Source organism: Sorangium sp. So ce375 (assembly GCF_051473855.1).
GTDB lineage: Bacteria > Myxococcota_A > Polyangia > Polyangiales > Polyangiaceae > Sorangium.
Genome location: NZ_CP150335.1, coordinates 11,475,237 through 11,491,429, shown reverse-complemented (window position 1 = coordinate 11,491,429; position 16,193 = coordinate 11,475,237). Strand labels below are relative to the sequence as shown.

Here is a 16,193-nt window from a genome sequence, read left to right as displayed (position 1 = left end):
CATGGCTCACTTCGCGGCGCCTCCCGATGGGGAACTAGGGGAATACGATGTCGACAATCGCTTGGCCGTGGGCTCAATCTGGAGGATGCAGGTCGGGGTTGGAGGGCAGGGCGCAGAAGTCGCCCTTTGGGGGGGAGCCGGGCTCAGTGTTCGATCGAACAACCCCGGTGTGATTGCAAACCCGATTGCGGAAAGGACGTCAGGGGAATTCCGCGTTTTTCGCCTGAAGGGACTCACCATGGGCGCTACCATGTTAGAGGCGAGCCCTGGCTCCGGGCCTCCGTGGGTCTCCCTGCAGGTACAGGTCCTCGCAAAGCTCGAGCGCAAGACGAACGGAGATCACTACATCACACTGAGCAAGCCGCACATGGCCTTGAACGCCTCCGACACTCCCGTCACCTATCACATGCAGTATGACCGGTTCATCTCGAGCAGTGCCAGGCCGGCTGACGTCATGGCCATGGCGACATCAACAGGCGTGCTCAAGCACCTTGTTTTCAGCTCACACGGCCACATTAAACGTGAACCGAATGGCGCGATTGTTAGCATAATCAACATTGGCACCGGCCTGACAAAACAGGACGTTGAGGTGTTCGATAAGTTGAAGCAGACCATGGGTGGTGGGGTCATCTGGTTCGGTGCTTGCGGGATCGGTAACGACAATGAGCAAAACAAGGAACGGGCGGTTCGCTCGACGTGTTACGTTGTCGCCCCTGTCATGTATATGCAGCCCAGGTCTGGGCAACCGAGGAAAGTCCCACTCGGAAAGATCGACATGTATGACCGCTTCATTCCCAAGGTGTTCACGCCAAGTGGCGGAATGATGCCATGGCCGAGTTTTCTTCAATTGGGCAAGCGACTCGGGTTTCAGTTCTAATGGTGAGATTAACTCTTCGACGCTTCGCACCATGGCTACTGCTCGTCGGCTTGTTCGACTGCAGGCTCGGCTGTAGCAACGAGCACAGGGTGTCACAAGACGCCGGCGCAGTGGATCCGAGAGCCTCCGTGTTCTGGTTGCGGAATACGTCTGTACTTGCAGACGATCGCACAACGTTCGTCCACCGAGTGGACACCCCCACCTTAGTCGAGTTACTACCTGATGGGCGTGTTCGCTCAGCCCCGGACGTCCGAGAACATTTCGAGGGGTATTTGAACCCGTCGCTTCTTGCATCCCCTGCGAAGACGGAGGGATTGGCTCTCTATGCGCACAGAACGACCGACTTGCACCTCCGATCCCCGGACGGTCCGTTGATGGGCCGCGTTCATCCGGGTGCCCTGATCAGTGTCGTTCCGGCGAAGTCTGGGTACCTCTCGCTCGCCCTCCCATCCTTCTCTGACAGCTCGCCATCCGAGCTTGGCAAGCCGGTCATTGCGCTGGCCTCCGCCGGGGCCTTTGGCCCCGAGCAGGTGGCGCTCGAAGTTCCGGCACCGGAGGGCCGCCTTGTTGAAGATTTCCCACCCGGTGTGGAGATCGCACCGGCTGCCGGGGCGGAGCCCTTTGCTGTGACGCGATGTGGAGACATCCACGTTCTTGCCGTGCACGAGCAGAAATCACATATCTCTCAGTTCCATGCTGGTGTTGAGCTGCTCGGCTGGGTTGATGCTCCAATCGAGGCGACTCGAGGGCCTTTTCGTTGCAAGCTCCGCGAGATTTTCAGACGAGGGTCCAAGTTGATTGCCCGCGACGGAACCTCGGCCGACGAGGTAGAGGTTTCGGCGGTGCCCTCGAACTACGCATACGGCGAGAACGAGGAAGTTTTGCTCGACCTCATCAAGAGCGGCAAGACCGTCTATTGGCTTACCAGCACGAAGAAAAATGCCCCCCGCTGCGGTCCATGGCGATTCAAGGGAGCGCGGCCGCAGGGGGGAGCAACGGCGTTCGTTGGGCAACTCACGGGCCACCCCGTTCTCGTCGGGAAAGAGCGAATGCTTCCCTCGTTCAATTGGGAGTATAAGCTCTCAGGAAAAACTCGCCCCGGTGAGCTTCTGCTCATGGGACCTCACTTCATGTCGCACACGGGAGCATCGCGAGGCGGGTACCGTTGCACAAACGCATACACTATTGTTGGCAAGACGGAAGATGCGTTACGCGTCTTTCCTGGTGAATGGTCCGTAGATCGAGTGGCCTGGCATATCGATGACGAGGAACGATGGTTTCTTACGAAAGAGGCCTGTGAGGAACGAGGGCGCTCGGCAGGGTCAGCGCTACGGGAAAGGTCGACGCAGCCTCCGGCGGGATTTCATGTGACATGCTTTGAGGAGCTCGCGGACTGATTGACGGGTAGTCTGCGGCGCATCATCTGAGCTCATCCGAAGGGGGCCTTGAGACATGTTCCACCTCACCGCTCGCGTCGCCTGGCACGACTCGCGTTGGAACGGGCGCGTCTGCCGCGTCCCGTCCTGCAATTCCTTCTGCACCGCGCTCGACCGGATCCGCGAGGAGCGCGACGACGCGCGAGAAGACGCCCTGGCTGGGAGACCGTGGAGCGGCCTCAAGCTCGACGATGTGCCGCCGTGCCAGGCCGAGTCCGGCGCGTTCATGAGCCCGGAAGCGTGGACGCGGCGCTTCACCCATCCTTACGCCGGCATCAAGAAGGCCGAGGAGACGCACGGGCACCTCGTGCCCACGCTCGTCAAGGCGCCGCCGTACTCCACCTTCGTCGTGCCCTTCGCCTGGATGCTCAGCAACGAGCAGGAAGGCATCGACGCGAAGCTCCCCGAGCCGCTGCCGCCCGATGAAGAAGCGCCGTTCTCGAGCCCCTGGGCCTTCGGGAGGTCGCGCCAGGAAGCGCTGCTCCAGCTCTTCTTCGGTCGCCTCGTTCCCGAGCGATCGCTCGTGTTCTTCTACTGCAAGGAGGGGCAGCCGCTCGGCGATACGATCTCGCGCCTGGTTATGGGCGTCGGGCGCATCACGGCCATCGCGCCGCCGAAGTCCTACGATACCGCGAAGAAGAAGCCCTCGTACGTGATGTGGGACCGGTTGATCCAGCACTCGATCCGCCCGGACGGCGATGACGGCTTCTTGCTGCCGTACCACGACTACCTCGAGCCGACCGGCGATCCCCGCGAAGACGCCCGGCGGCTCACGCAGCTCAGGGAGATCGCCGCCCCTGCCGATCCCGCACACGTGCGGGTCTTTTCGTACGCGGCCGAGCTCGCGCCAGCCGACATCGCGCTCTCCACGCTTGTTCGATGCCTCGAAGCTGTACGCCGGATCCGGACGCACGGCGTCGCGAAGGGTCCGTGGGAGCGCCGCGAGGAGTGGCTCAACGCTCAGATCGCGACGACCTGGAAGGACCGCGGCGCCTTCCCTGGACTTGGACCCGCCCTCGAAGCGCTCGGGCTGCGCCTTGGAACGGCGCTCGCGCTCGAGCTCCTCTCCTCGAACGCGGTGGCGCGGGACGCGGATCCGTGGCCCGTCGTCGACGCAATCCTCCGGGGAAAGAAGAAGCCACCGCAGCGCGCCTACGCTCCCGACCTCGAGGCGGTTCGCGAGACCTGGACGAATCTCACCGACGAGCAGCGGGATCTGCTCCGGCTGCTCTCCCGGTTCGCGCTTACGTCCGCGCAGGCGAAGCGCTGGTACGATGTGGCCGAGCGGGCGCGGGGAACCACGGCCAAGGTCTCCGACCGAGAGATCCTCGAGAACCCCTATCGCATGAGCGAGGTCGATCTCGGAAACTGGAACGACTCGCCCGTGTCCGTTGGCATGATCGATCGCGGCTTGCTCCCCGAGGCGACCATCGCCGCGAAGCATCCGGTGCCGGCGCCCTCAGCGGTGGGGTCACCCAACGATCCCCGGCGCATCCGGGCCGCCATGGTTGCGGTGCTGCGACGGGCGGCCGAGAAAGGCGACTCGCTCCTCGGTACCGCAGACGCGCTCCAGGAGGTCGCCAAGGTGGATCTCGCGCACCCGTGCGTTGTCGGGAGCAATTGGCCGGCAGCGAACCGCTCGGCGCTCCAGAACGTGATCGAGCTCGTCGATGTCGTGACCGACGACAGGGGCACGTCGACCGCTGCCCTCCAGCTCACCGAGCTCAAGGGGCGCGAGGACCGTCTGCGGTCGACGCTGTCGAAGCGGGCTGGTAAGCCGATCATGCCCGTGAAGGCCGACTGGAAAACGCTCCTCATCGAGGCAATCACGGGCGCGGGCGGGAGCTTCGACCCCAAGAACGAACGCCACGCGCTGGCGATCGCCGAGCAGTCTAGCGCGCTCGCGCGTCTCACGTCGCGTCGCCTCAGCGTTCTCATCGGGCGCGCGGGCTCAGGGAAGACGTCGGTCCTGGGCGCACTGATGCTCTGCCCGCCGCTCGCCAAGGACGGGATCTTGTTCCTCGCCCCCACCGGCAAGGCCCGCGTCCGCCTCGCCAAAGCGACGAACGCCGAGGCGATGACGGTGGCGCAGTTCCTCCATCGCCTCAAGCGCTACGACGGCGCCCGTCAGCGGCCACGCTTCGAGGGCAAGGAGAAGTACCGCCAGGAGAAAACGATCGTCATCGACGAGTGCTCGATGCTCACGATGGACGATCTCTTCGCCGTGCTCGAAGCGATCGACCTCGCTCATGTGCAGCGGGTCATCCTCGTGGGCGATCCGAACCAGCTTCCGCCTATCGGTGTGGGCCGCCCGTTCGCGGATCTCGTCGCGTTCCTGGAGACGACGACCGCAGCAGCCGACGACGGAGCGTCGCTCGGCGACGCGCTCGCTCGGCTCACCGTGGAGGTGCGTACGCTGGCATCGTCGAGCGAGCCGTCGGACACGCTGCGGCTCGCGTCGTGGTTCACCAGGGAGCCGCAGCCGATCGACGCCGACCGCGTCCTCGGCGATCTCGAAGCGGGCACGCCGTTCAACGACCTCGAGGTGGTGCTCTGGAAGACGCCCGACGAGCTGCGGGCGAAGCTGCTCGAGGCCTTCGCACGACACCTCGGCGTGAAGGACGCGAGCGACGTCGCCAGCTTCGACGGAGCGCTGGGCCTCAACGACAAAGGGTGGGTCCCGTTCGACAAGCCCGACGGCTCGGAGCGGTGGCAGATCCTCTCCCCGGTACGCATGCACCCCCACGGGGTGCATGACCTGAACCGGTGGATCCAGCGGCAGTTCCGCGCGAAGGAGCTCGACGCCGCCGTGAGGCGGTGGGCCCCGAGCCTCGGCGACGAGAACATCGTGGCGAAGGACAAGGTCATCCAGACCGTGAACCAGCGGCGCAAGGCGTACGACTGGAAGGAGCGGAACGCCTGCGAGCTCGACATCGCGAACGGAGAGATGGGGCTCGTCAGCAAGGTGAAGGACAACCTCAAGGTGGCCTTCGCCGGCCGTCCGAACGTCACGTTTGACTACTGGCCCAGCCAGTTCGGCGACGGTCGCGCGCCGCTCGAGCTCGCCTACGCGCTCACAGTCCACAAGGCCCAGGGCAGCGAGTTCAAGAAGGTGTTCGTCGTACTGCCCAAGGGCTCACGTCTTCTCACGCGCGAGCTCGTCTACACCGCGCTCACGCGCTCGCGCGAGCGGCTGGTGCTCCTCGTCGAGGGGAACGACGCGACGACGCTGTTCGACCTCACCCGCCCGGAGCGCTCCGAGACGGCGCGACGCAACACCAACCTTTTCCAGGGCGCAGTCCGCCAGGGCGCGGACGAAGTGCCCTACGCCGAGCACCTCATCCACCGGGCCGCGAAGGGCCACCTCGTGCGCAGCAAGTCCGAGCTCGTCATCGCCAACATCCTGTGGGAGCTCAACGTCGAGTACGAGTACGAGCGCGCCTACGACGGCCAGGCCGAGGCACGTCGCGTCCGCCCGGACTTCTCGTTCGTCATGCCCGACGGCGACCTGGTGATCTGGGAGCACCTCGGCATGCTCGACCGCGAGGACTACCGCCGCGGCTGGAACTGGAAGCGCAACTTCTACGAGCGCAACGGGTTCGTGCTGGGGAAGACGCTGTTCACGTCGCAGGAAGGCGAGCGGGGCGCGCTCGATACGCTCACCCTGAAAGAGATGGCGCGCACCATCAAGAAGCTCCTCGAGTAAGGCCATGGACAAGGAAGAGAGAGCGCAGATTGAGCAGGTGCTATCGCGGCTCTCGCGCGAGGACTGGGACGGGTTCCTCGCGAGCGACGAGGGCGCGCGGGTGGGCGAGCGGCTCGACGCCGTGCGGGCGGCGCTCCGTGGATCGGGAAACCTGTCGCCCGGGGCACCCTCGCGTCCGATCGCCGAGGTCGTCGATCTCCTGGGCCATCGGCTGCTGTCCGACGGCGCGACCGGCCCGTGGCTCCGGGAGAAGATCCTCCAGAACCTGCCGACGACGAGATACAAGAAGCTCGAGGCCCTCTACCGCGAGGTCGGAGGACGGCGCGCGGCGCCGCTGCACGGCAACATGACGCAGCAAGGCGCAGGCTCGCGCGTGATGGCAGCCTACTGGCACCAGGGCAGCACCTGGGCGCGCAGCTTCTGCGAGATCGCCGGGCTGCCCGAGCTGCTCGCGAAGTGCCGATCGAACCCCCTGCCCGACGACGAGGAGGTCGTGCCGGTCGAGCCGTTGCCGCCGCTGCACGACTTCCAGATCGAGGTGTACGCCGCCATCCGGAAGATGCTCCTTGGCGGCACCGGGGAAACGGCGTTGCTGTCGCTCCCTACCGGGGCCGGCAAGACCCGCGTGGCCGTGGAGGCGATCTGCGATCACCTCGCCGAGGAGCGGCAGCGGTGCAATGTCGTGCTCTGGATCGCGCAGAGTGACGAGCTCCAGCGGCAGGCGTGGGAGTGCTTCCGGCAAGTCTGGCAGGTGCCGCCGCAGCGCGCGGGGAAGATCATCCGTAGAACGCCGCCGCTCAGCATCGTGCGGCTCTGGGGTGGGCGCGATCCGGATTCGATCGAGATCGGCGACGAGCCCACCGTGCTGGTCGCAGGCATCGATCAACTCGCGAGCTGGGTGGACAACAGGCCGGACTTCTTTGAGAGCTTCCCGATCCGGCGGCTCGCGTGCGCCGTCGTGGATGAAGCTCACTCGCTCGTCACGCACACGCAGCGCGAAGTGCTCGTAGCGCTTGGGCTTTGCGCGAAGCGTGAGTGGCGTGCGCTGCAGGGAGCGGCCCCCGTCATCGGCCTGTCCGCGACGCCGTGGCGCTCGGACGACGAGGAGAGCGCGACGCTCCAGCGGTACTTCCAGAAGCAGCTGCTACGCCCTGACTCACTGGGCCAGAAGCCAATCCAGGCCCTCCAGCAGCGGGGAATCCTCGCTCAGGTCAACGCGGAGCGGCTCCGCGTCGAGGGGACCCGCGCGATGACGGACGCCCAGCTTCGCCGCTTCGAGCAGTTCAGGGACCTTCCCGGCGATTACGTCGCGCAGCTCGGGCTCGAGCACGACCGCAACGCCCGGATCCTCAAGCGCCTCGGCCGGCTCCGGAAGCGCAGGCGCGCACTCGTCTTTGCGTGCTCCGTCGCGCACGCGGAGGTCCTAGCCGTGGCCCTGAACCGCGCCCTTGACGATGGCTGCGCCGCGGTGGTGACCGGGCAGACACCGAGGGCCGAGCGCGCTGCTGTTATCGAGCGCTTCCGCGACGGCGACGGCCTGCGATTCCTCTGCAACGTCGGTGTGCTGACGACGGGCTTCGACGCTCCTCGCGCGGACGTGGTCTGCATCACGCGGCCGACGACGAGCGCGTTGCGGTACGAGCAGATGGTCGGTCGCGGCCTGCGCGGCCCAGAGAACGGGGGGACTGCAGAGTGCCTCGTCGTCGACGTGCAAGACGATGGGCTACCGGAGGGCATCCAGAGCTACAGCCGCGTCGCCCATCTGTGGGATGGCTGACACATGCCGCTCCCCGAGACAGGACCGCAGAGAGCCCATGACAAGGTTCAGCATGCCGAGCGCTGACACGGAGTCATCAGCTCCGACTGTACGTCTTCCTTAGAACCTATCGCAGTAGGAAGTACCTGGGATCTCAGGAGACTATCATCGGGAACATGTGGAACCCCTTGCTTCATCTATTTTGGCCACGAGGCAGCTCTGGATCGGGGTAAGGCCAGAGATTGGTCATCGGTCCGGGAAGCAATTTCCGTTGCTCGAACTTGGGCGGTTGCTTCTCGGATGATGGCAACCTATCGATCACCCACCCCGTAAAGCACCGGTGCTCCGGGTCTCGCGCGTAGCCTCTGCTCGGATCCTTCTCGTGCTCCTCCGTCAGCAACCGGATCATGCCGGAATTCTCGGGATCTTCGCTGACTCTGAACAGTGCCGTGCCCTCGATCCGCTCACCGAACTGTTTGGAGTATTTACCTCCGTGGACTACCACAAAGCTACCGTAGCTTGGCACTTTGCCGTCGCCGCGTGCGTAGTAGAAGTGGATGATGTCACCGAGGTCGACCTCCCTTACCCGATCCGACTGGCTGCCATTACGCTCCACGGCCGAACGGCAGAGAAAGTGCCTTGCCACCGCGAGATGACGAGTCTCGTAATAACCGACCTTGCTCTTGGTTGCTTTATATATCCACTCCTTCATTCGTTACACTCCTTAACGGAAGCAGTCATAGGCATTACCCATCATCGCCTTCGACAGTGCCGCTTACTTCGCCCCATCACCCCTGCTTCGACCTTGTGGCAGTCCCGAGCGCCTCCTCGGCTTCGTTGGATTCACAGCGGGGCCACTCCTCGCCGGCTTGCTTTGCGTACATGGTCTCGAAGAGCTGAGTACATGGAACACATTGCCAATATTGACTTAGGAGGCGCGAAAAGGCCCTTCCCGAGCTTGCAACCGTGACTTATCCTACACTACTGGGAGCAGATGATGCGCCGACCCGTTGCCGCCGTGATCGGAAGCACTCGCGCGACGGCCGACCAGCTCGAGCTTGCCCACGAGCTCGGGACGGCTCTCGTCGACCAAGGATTCCGGGTGCTCACCGGCGGGCTCGGCGGCGTCATGGCCGCGGCGCTCCGGGGCGCGCGCTCGTCGGCGCGTTACCAGTCCGGAGATACCATCGCCATCCTCCCCACGTACCGGGCGGGCGACGCGAGCGACGCCGCGGACGTCGCGATCTGCACGGGGATGAACCACGCCCGCAATGCCGTGCTGATAGCATCCTCTGACGTGGTGCTCGCGGTCGGGGGGCGGACCGGTACACTGGGAGAGCTCGCGCTCGCATGGGAGCTCGGGCGACCCATCGTCTGCGTTGGCAGCTCGGAAGGATGGGCGACGCGTCTCGCCGGCGAGACGCTAGATGACCGGCGCGGCGATCGCGTGCACGGCCCCCTGGCACCTCGCGAAGCAGCGCACCTCGCCCTGACCCTCGCCGAGGCGGTCGTTCCTCCGCCCTCGTTCGTATGACGGGGCAGCTCGCGGTCCTCTGCTACCACCGGGTGCTGCCGGATGCCGACCGCACCGGTGATGCGTGGCCGTACTTTTCCCGCGGGACGGCCGTCTCGCTCAGCAGCTTCGCGCGCCAGGTGGAGCAGCTCATGCAGCACGTCACGCTCGTGGGCGAGGCGGCAGTCTCCGCCTGGGCCGACGGCCGCATGGAGCTCGATGTCCCTTCCGCCTGGATCACGTTCGACGACGGCTATGCAGATGTCGTCGAGCACGCAGCGCCGGTGCTCGCAGCGGTGGAGGCTGCGGCGAGCGTCTTCGTCACCACGTGCACGCTCGCGACGCCGCCTCGGGCGCTGCCCGCGGATCGCTGGTACTCGGCGCTCGCTCGCGCACGGAGGCGCCGGGGCACGCTCGTGGTGGGTGGGCACCGCAGGGAGTTCGATCTCGACCGTCCCGACGATCGGGCGCGGCTCGTTGATGGCCCCGAGCGGCGGCGTTGCCTTCAGGCTCCCGAGGAGGAGCGGGATGCGATCCTGGCCACGCTGGGCGAGACGCTGGACGCGCCAGCCGAGCCCTCGCGGCGGTTGTACCTACTGGCCGAAGAGCTTCGTGGCCTCGTGCGGCGAGGCTGGTCGATCGGAGCCCACGGCGCGACGCACAGGCCGTTTCCGGTGCTCGCTGCTCCAGCACTCACGGCCGAGCTCGACGAGACGGACCAGGTCTTCGCTCGGAACGGCCTTCCGAAACCGACGACCATCGCTTACCCCGATGCAGCGTGGTGCGAGGGGTCCGAAGGAATCGTCGCGGCGCATGGCTACCGTCTCGGCCTCCTCCTCGGCAACCAGGTGACCTCCCGCCAGCCGCTGCGGATCTGCAGGTTCGTGGTGCCGGACGAGCCTCGCTGGGTGGAGCAGACGCTGCTGCCAGCGCTCAGGAGACGTGGATGAGCGCCGCATGGCATCGCGAAGCGGAGTGGCTCGACCGCGTCGGGCGCTGGGTTGCCCTCCACCCCGTGGCCGGAAGCACGTCGGTCCTGGAGGTGGCGACCGAGGTTCACGCCGAGCTGCGCGGTCTCGGCTTCGCCGTGGAAGAGCTGCGGCGCCCCGGGCATGCTCCACTGCTCGTCGCGCGACGTCCCGCGCCGATCGGGATCCCGACGATCGGGCTCTACGGCCATTACGACGTCGAACCCGTGCACGAAAGCTGGCACGGCGACGCGCTGCGGCTCCGGGTCGCCGCGGGGCGCGCCTACGGGCGTGGCATCGCGGACAACCTTGGACCGCTCGCACAGCGCCTCCTGGCGGCGCGAGACGTGCGATCCTGGCCCGGCGTGCTCTGGGTGATCGAGGGAGAGGAAGAGACGGGCTCGCCTGTGCTCGCCGGGCACCTTGCCGCCCTGCGAGAGATCGACGTGACGGTGTGGCTCGACGAGACCGGATACTTCGAGGTCCCGGAACGGCAGCGCATCCTGGCGTTCCGATCGGACAAGCGCCTCGATGATCTTTGCCGCCGCTGGCGGGAGCTCTCCCGCGAGGAATCGGTCTCGGTGGTGCTCGAAGCCCGCGCACTGAACCGCGTCTCAGCGGCATCCGCCGGGCCCGTCAGCTCGCTCTTCGACGAGCGGCCCTATGCGGCTTTCGGACCCAACGACGCGCACTCGAATGTCCACGGCGCCGACGAGTCGCTACCGCTCGGCACGCTCGCGCTGACGGCGCGCCAGCTCGTCGCGACGCTGGAGCACATGGCCTCCGGGGAGCAGTCATGAAGGTCATCGCGTTCCATGTCCAGCACGACGCGGGGCTCGCCGTGGCCCACGACGGCGTGCTTGAGCTCGCACTCGAGCTGGAGAGGTTGTTCGAGGAGCGGTACTTCGCGAGCGCGTGGGATACGGAGATCTTCCGGACGCAGTGGCGGCGGGCGATCGAGGTCGCCGTACGAGCGACGGGGATCGAGCGCTTCGACATGGCCGTGACGAGCTGGGTGATGCCCTCGCTCCGCCGCATCCTCGCCGAGTTGGTCTCGGCCGAGCGCTGGGTAACCGTCGACCATCACCGCGCCCATGCCCTGCACGGGATCCACGACGCGCCCTTTCGGCGCGCCCTCGTCATGTCCTTCGACGGTGGCGGGAACGACGGCACGTGCAACCTGTTCCGCGCGTACGACCGGGCTCTCACGCACCTTCGCCGCGTACCGCTGAACCTCGGCACCCCGTACCGGTTGCTCGCCACCGCCATGCCCGAGGTCACGGGACGGCGCCCTCAGCCGCGCGCGGGGCACCTCTCCCTCGCTGGCAAGCTGATGGCCTATGCCGCCTTGGGGCGCATCCGCGAGGCGTGGCTCGGCCCGGTCGAGGAGTACTACCTGAACTTCCAGGAGCCATTGCAGGCCCTCTACTCGCTCGGCGAGCAGCTTGGCCTGGAGCTCGAGGCCGACGCGGTCGCCGAGGACGAGGCGCGCGATCTCGCGGCGACGAGTCAGGCGGTGTTCGAGAAGCTCGTGCTCCGGATCCTCCGAGAGCACCTCGCGGAGCACGACGAGGGGATCGTGCTCACGGGCGGGTGCGCGCTCAATGTGCGGGCCAATGAGCTCGTCCGCCGGTCGTTGGGTTGCCCGGTCCATGTGCCGCCCGCGCCCAACGATGCCGGCATCGCGACGGGCGCGCTGTGGTCCGTCGAGCCGCCGTCAGCTCCGCCGGACGTGTTCGTGGGGCCATGGCTCGTCATGGACGTGGGCGAGCGCGAGCTCGTGCGGCGCGGGGCCGTGCGGACCGGCGTCGAGGAGATCGCGTCGCTGCTGCGCCGCGGCGCCGTGATCGGCGTCGCCCACGGCCGCGCCGAGCTGGGGCCACGAGCGCTCGGCCACCGCTCGCTGCTGGCGCTGCCCGGCTCTCGAGAGGTGAAAGAGCGGATCAACGCCCGCATCAAGTCGCGGGAGTGGTACCGGCCCTTGGCCCCGGCCGTCGCGGCGGCGCGAGCAGGAGAGTTCCTCCTGGATGCGGCCCCCTCGCCCTACATGTCCTTTGCCGTCGAGATGCGCCCCGAGGCGCTCGTCCGCTTCCCTGCCGCAGCGCACCTCGACGGGACGGCGCGGGCGCAGATCGTCGCGCCAGAGACGTTCCTGGGGCGGTTGCTCGAAGCGCTCGAGCGGCAGGGTGAGCCGCCCATCGTGCTGAACACGTCCTTCAACACGAAGGGTCGTCCCCTCCTCCAGCGCGCCAGCGCGGCGCTCGACGCGCTCGACGAGACGCACCTGGACTTCGCCTGGATCGAGGGCTGGTTGGTGCCGCGCGACGCGGCAACCATGCAACGGTTCGCAGGAGGAGTGCTCCCATGACCCAGCGACCGCGCCTGCTCTGCGACGCCAACCCGATGGCCTACGGGTCGAGCTCGGCGCTCCTGGCCATCCTGGAGCACGCCGACGCCGAGGCGAGCGCGCTGGTACGCGACGTCACGGCCGAGCTGCTCGGCGCCGACCCGGCGATCGCGCGCACCATCGCGGTCGACGTGAAGGATCCCGACGCCGTAGCGAGAGCGCTCGAAGGAGAGCGCTTCGACGCGGCGCTCGTGGTCTCGAACCTGGCCAACATCGAGGTCTACCGCCGGCGCGGGCTGCCGATCTTCTTCGTGGATATCCTGTACTGGTACAGCGCACGCAAGGACCATGCGGTGTGGACGGCTGCGCAGCGCGGCTATGCGCAGGCGTTCCCCGGCGTCCGTGAGCGGGTCGAGGCCCTGCCGCCAGCCGTGCGACCGGTCGTGATCGGCCCCTTGATCCGGACCATGCCTCTACGGTCGAAGGCGCCGCAGGGCACCTTGATCAATCTGGGCGGGGTGCGCTCGCGCTTCATCGATCCTGGCCGGGCGCCGATGTTCCTCGAATGGGTCGCCCGGATCCTGCACGAGGTGGAGCCGCTGCTGCCTCCCGGGCCGATCCTCATCGCCGCCGGGAACGATGCGTGCACCGTGCTTGGTTCCATCCTGCCGCCGCGGGCGAAGGCCATGAGCCTGCCGCAGCCGGCGTACTTGCAGGCGCTCGCCGACGCCGCGCTGTTCCTGACCGCCCCCGGGCTCAACGCGGTCTTCGAGGCGCTCTGGCTCGACGTTCCTGTAGTGTTCCTTCCCCCGCAGAACGCCACGCAAGTGCTCCAGCTCGCCCGCTACGAGGCCGTGGAGCTCGTCCCGCCTGGCATCAACCTCCCGGGCCTGGTCCCTGCGCTGGACCTGCCCGAGCGGATCGACGACGAAGGCGCCTACACCGAGCGGGTGCTCGCAGCGCTCCGGACGGCGTTGCGCTCTGCTGCGGTGCTGGAGGCAGCCGCACGCCACGTCGCAATGCAGATCCGCGAGGTCGCCTCTCGCGAGGCCGCCCGGCGCCGATTCCGGTCGTCGCTGGGCGCGCCGGGCGGGGCGGCGATCGCGAGCGACATCCACGGCTTCTGGCGAGAGCGCGCTCCTTGAGCAACCTGATCGACGCCGCCGTCATCGTGCCCACCACTGGGCGCCGGCCTATCTTGCTGCGGAGGGCGCTCGCTTCGGTGCTCGCTCAGTCCCTCAGGCCACGCGAGATCCTCGTGATCGTCGACGCGGCGGCGGACGCCGTGCCCGGTGTGGCCGCGCAGATCGCAGGGCTCCCCTGCACCGTCCTGGCGGTGAGGGAATCACGAGGCGCTGGAGCCGCGCGCAACCACGGGGCCCGCGTGGCGCGCACCCACCACCTGTGCTTCCTCGATGACGACGATGTCTGGAAGCCCGGTTATCTCACCGCGGTCTTCGCGGACGGACCGGGCTTCGATCTCGCGCTGACCGCCTTCGAGAAGCACAACCGCGACGGGGTGCGGCCCGAAAAGGTTCCCCCGGAGACGCTTGATGCGGGGGTGTTCCTGGTGGCCAACCCCGGTCTGCGGGGCAGCAACCTCGTCGTCACGCGGGAGCTCTTCTGGGCAGCCGGGGGCTTCTCCGAGAGCCTGCCGTCGTTCAACGACATGGACTTCGGCCTCCGCCTCGTCGCAGCGCAACCGCGCCGTTATCGGCGAATCCTCACACCCTTGGTCGAGTACCACGCCCACGACGGGGAGCGCCTGTCCTGTCGCGGAGCGCAGGCCATCCCGCCCGGGATCGAAGGGTTCCTGCAGCTGCATGGGTCGAGGATGGATCACCGGCAGGAAGCTGCGTTCCGTGCGCGCGCGATCGACCTCTGGCGTGTAGACCCCTGGGCTCCGGCGGCGCTGGAGCGGCGGCTGAACCAGGCGCTCGCCGTGGGCACCATCGCGGCGCACTTCCCAGGGCTGCTGCATGCCGCGGAGACGGCCCTGATCGAGGCGACGTGCCGCAGCGACACGGAGGTCGACGAACGGCAAGCGTTCATCGACCGCCTGTGCGAGGCGTTCGAGCGAGATGGCGCTGCGCCGAGGCTTCGGTCCCTGCGCATCGTCGTCATCACGACGGACACGGCCGGGAGCGTGGCAGGGCTCCTCGCGTCGCTTCAGCACGCGCTCGAGCGTTCACGCTGGCGGGCCAGCGCAGGGGGGCCACTCGCCGAGCTGCTCTTCGTTCGCAACGACCGCGATCCCGAAGTCGACGACGAGCACGGTGCCACGCTGCGGACGTGGACCGACCCCAGGATCGTGGTCGCCGAGGTTCACGTACCGAGGTCGTCCCGCCCGCTCTCCCTGTGCGAGGCCAGGGCCTTCGCGTTTCGGGCCGCGCGCGAACGCGGATGGGAGCCATCCCCCGAGGCGCCCGTGTGGTCCCTCGACGAGGATTTCCGCTTCGAGGTCCTGGTTCCCTCGATCGAGCGCGGCTTCCGGCGCATCGCCGGAGGCGCGCTGCTGCATCGGCTCGAGCTCCTGGCGCTGCGTTGCAGCTCGAGCGGCATCGATGCGCTCGTCGGCGGCAACAGCGGGGCGGCGCCCGTGCCTGCGCTCGGCCTCCTTCGGCGGCAGCTCTTCGATCTGACGTCGACGCAGGCTCCAGGGGTTCAGACCTCAGAGACGGGGCGGAGGCTCGCGACCTGGCTGCGACGGCGTGATCCCTACTACGATCTGACGACGGATCGGAGCGAAGACCTCTGGATGCCCCTGCGCGCGGCCTGGTGGCGTGCGTCGGGTGAGTGGGCGTGGGACGAGGTGGTCGAACGGCTCATGCTCGGGTTGCCGGTGACGCGGCCGGCGCTGCCGTCGCTCGACGAGATGCCTCCGACCGCATGGGGGCACCTCAATGCGGCGACGGTCGCGGGCGGCAACACGGTGCTCTTGACGCCGCGGGTGCTGCGGCCGGAGGCGTTCGTCCAGGTTCGGTGGGGCTCGGTACGATCACGGCGAGGCGACACCACGTGGTGCATCAACTGCCGGAAGAGCGGGGCGATGATCGCACGCGCTTCCATCCCGATGCTTCACGAGCGGACGCCACGACGGGGCACACCGGCGAGCGAGGCCACGGTACGCGATGCGGTGGCCGATGCCCTTGGAGTCGGCCTCTATGAGACGCTCGGCACCCTGGGGCGCGCTGAGCAGGAGGCGACCAAGCGCGGCGCAAGACGGCGACTGGCTGCCGTGATCGAGAACCTTGCCGCCGCTACGGCTCAGCTGGAAACGCCGGGGAATCCCTTCCCGTCAGAGCCCCGCACGAGGCTGATCGCGTTCTTGCGCGACGTTGCGGGCGCCCTGGCGGGTGTGCGGCTGGACGAGATTGAGCTCAGCGATGCTCAGAATCAGGAGCAGAGCTCCCCCACGGCTGCAGGCACGAGCGCAGGCGCTGGTTCCGAGAATCTCGTACAACCGGACGAGCAGACGCTTACCTAGCTCTCCGCGTACCGACCGAGCGTGCACCTCGGACGCCGCGCAGCACCACGCGCCGACGTCCTGGTACTGTTCTTGAGCGTAAGGTGGCAGGGGCAACGGTGGT

General features: G+C 67.3%; 11 protein-coding genes. 10 read left to right on the top strand and 1 reads right to left on the bottom strand.

All coding sequences use genetic code 11. The annotated features are described in order from the left end of the window. Position 1 precedes the first annotated feature (1 nt). From WME90_RS42985 to WME90_RS42970, 4 genes are all read left to right on the top strand, one after another. Complete coding sequence (locus WME90_RS42985; protein ID WP_437277899.1) at positions 2 to 877, top strand: hypothetical protein; 876 nt, start codon at positions 2 to 4, stop codon at positions 875 to 877. Between the two features lie 374 nt (positions 878 to 1,251). Next, a complete protein-coding gene (locus WME90_RS42980; RefSeq protein ID WP_437277898.1) occupies positions 1,252 to 2,274 on the top strand; it encodes a hypothetical protein in 1,023 nt (340 codons plus the stop codon). Positions 2,275 to 2,329: 55 nt separating this feature from the next. Beyond that, a complete protein-coding gene (locus WME90_RS42975) occupies positions 2,330 to 6,019 on the top strand; it encodes an AAA family ATPase (protein WP_437277897.1) in 3,690 nt (1,229 codons plus the stop codon). Between the two features lie 4 nt (positions 6,020 to 6,023). After that, positions 6,024 to 7,796, top strand: a complete 1,773-nt coding sequence (locus tag WME90_RS42970) for a DEAD/DEAH box helicase (protein WP_437277896.1) — start codon at positions 6,024 to 6,026, stop codon at positions 7,794 to 7,796. 172 nt (positions 7,797 to 7,968) lie between these two features. Here the strand turns inward: WME90_RS42970 and WME90_RS42965 are convergent, their stop codons facing one another. Continuing rightward, complete coding sequence (locus WME90_RS42965; RefSeq protein WP_437277895.1) at positions 7,969 to 8,487, bottom strand: hypothetical protein; 519 nt, start codon at positions 8,485 to 8,487, stop codon at positions 7,969 to 7,971. Positions 8,488 to 8,793: 306 nt separating this feature from the next. On the opposite strand from WME90_RS42965, the gene WME90_RS42960 reads away from it, so the two are divergent. From WME90_RS42960 to WME90_RS42935, 6 genes are read left to right on the top strand one after another with little or no spacing between them, the layout of a single operon-like run. After that, positions 8,794 to 9,309 (top strand): TIGR00725 family protein, encoded by a 516-nt coding sequence (locus WME90_RS42960; RefSeq protein WP_437277894.1) that lies wholly within the window; start codon positions 8,794 to 8,796, stop codon positions 9,307 to 9,309. Then, the gene (locus WME90_RS42955) at positions 9,306 to 10,238 is read left to right on the top strand and encodes a polysaccharide deacetylase family protein (protein ID WP_437277893.1); all 933 of its coding nucleotides are present in this window, start codon (positions 9,306 to 9,308) and stop codon (positions 10,236 to 10,238) included. Before WME90_RS42960 ends, WME90_RS42955 begins: the two co-directional genes overlap by 4 nt. Beyond that, positions 10,235 to 11,056 carry a M20/M25/M40 family metallo-hydrolase gene (locus WME90_RS42950; RefSeq protein WP_437277892.1) on the top strand — a complete coding sequence of 274 codons (822 nt, stop codon included), beginning with the start codon at positions 10,235 to 10,237 and terminating at the stop codon, positions 11,054 to 11,056. The genes WME90_RS42955 and WME90_RS42950 overlap by 4 nt, the downstream gene beginning before the upstream one ends. Continuing rightward, a complete protein-coding gene (locus tag WME90_RS42945; protein ID WP_437277891.1) occupies positions 11,053 to 12,624 on the top strand; it encodes a carbamoyltransferase C-terminal domain-containing protein in 1,572 nt (523 codons plus the stop codon). Before WME90_RS42950 ends, WME90_RS42945 begins: the two co-directional genes overlap by 4 nt. Then, a complete protein-coding gene (locus WME90_RS42940) occupies positions 12,621 to 13,748 on the top strand; it encodes a hypothetical protein (protein WP_437277890.1) in 1,128 nt (375 codons plus the stop codon). Before WME90_RS42945 ends, WME90_RS42940 begins: the two co-directional genes overlap by 4 nt. Further along, positions 13,745 to 16,090: a glycosyltransferase family 2 protein gene (locus WME90_RS42935; protein WP_437277889.1), complete on the top strand. Its 2,346-nt coding sequence runs from the start codon at positions 13,745 to 13,747 to the stop codon at positions 16,088 to 16,090. The genes WME90_RS42940 and WME90_RS42935 overlap by 4 nt, the downstream gene beginning before the upstream one ends. Positions 16,091 to 16,193: the final 103 nt, after the last annotated feature.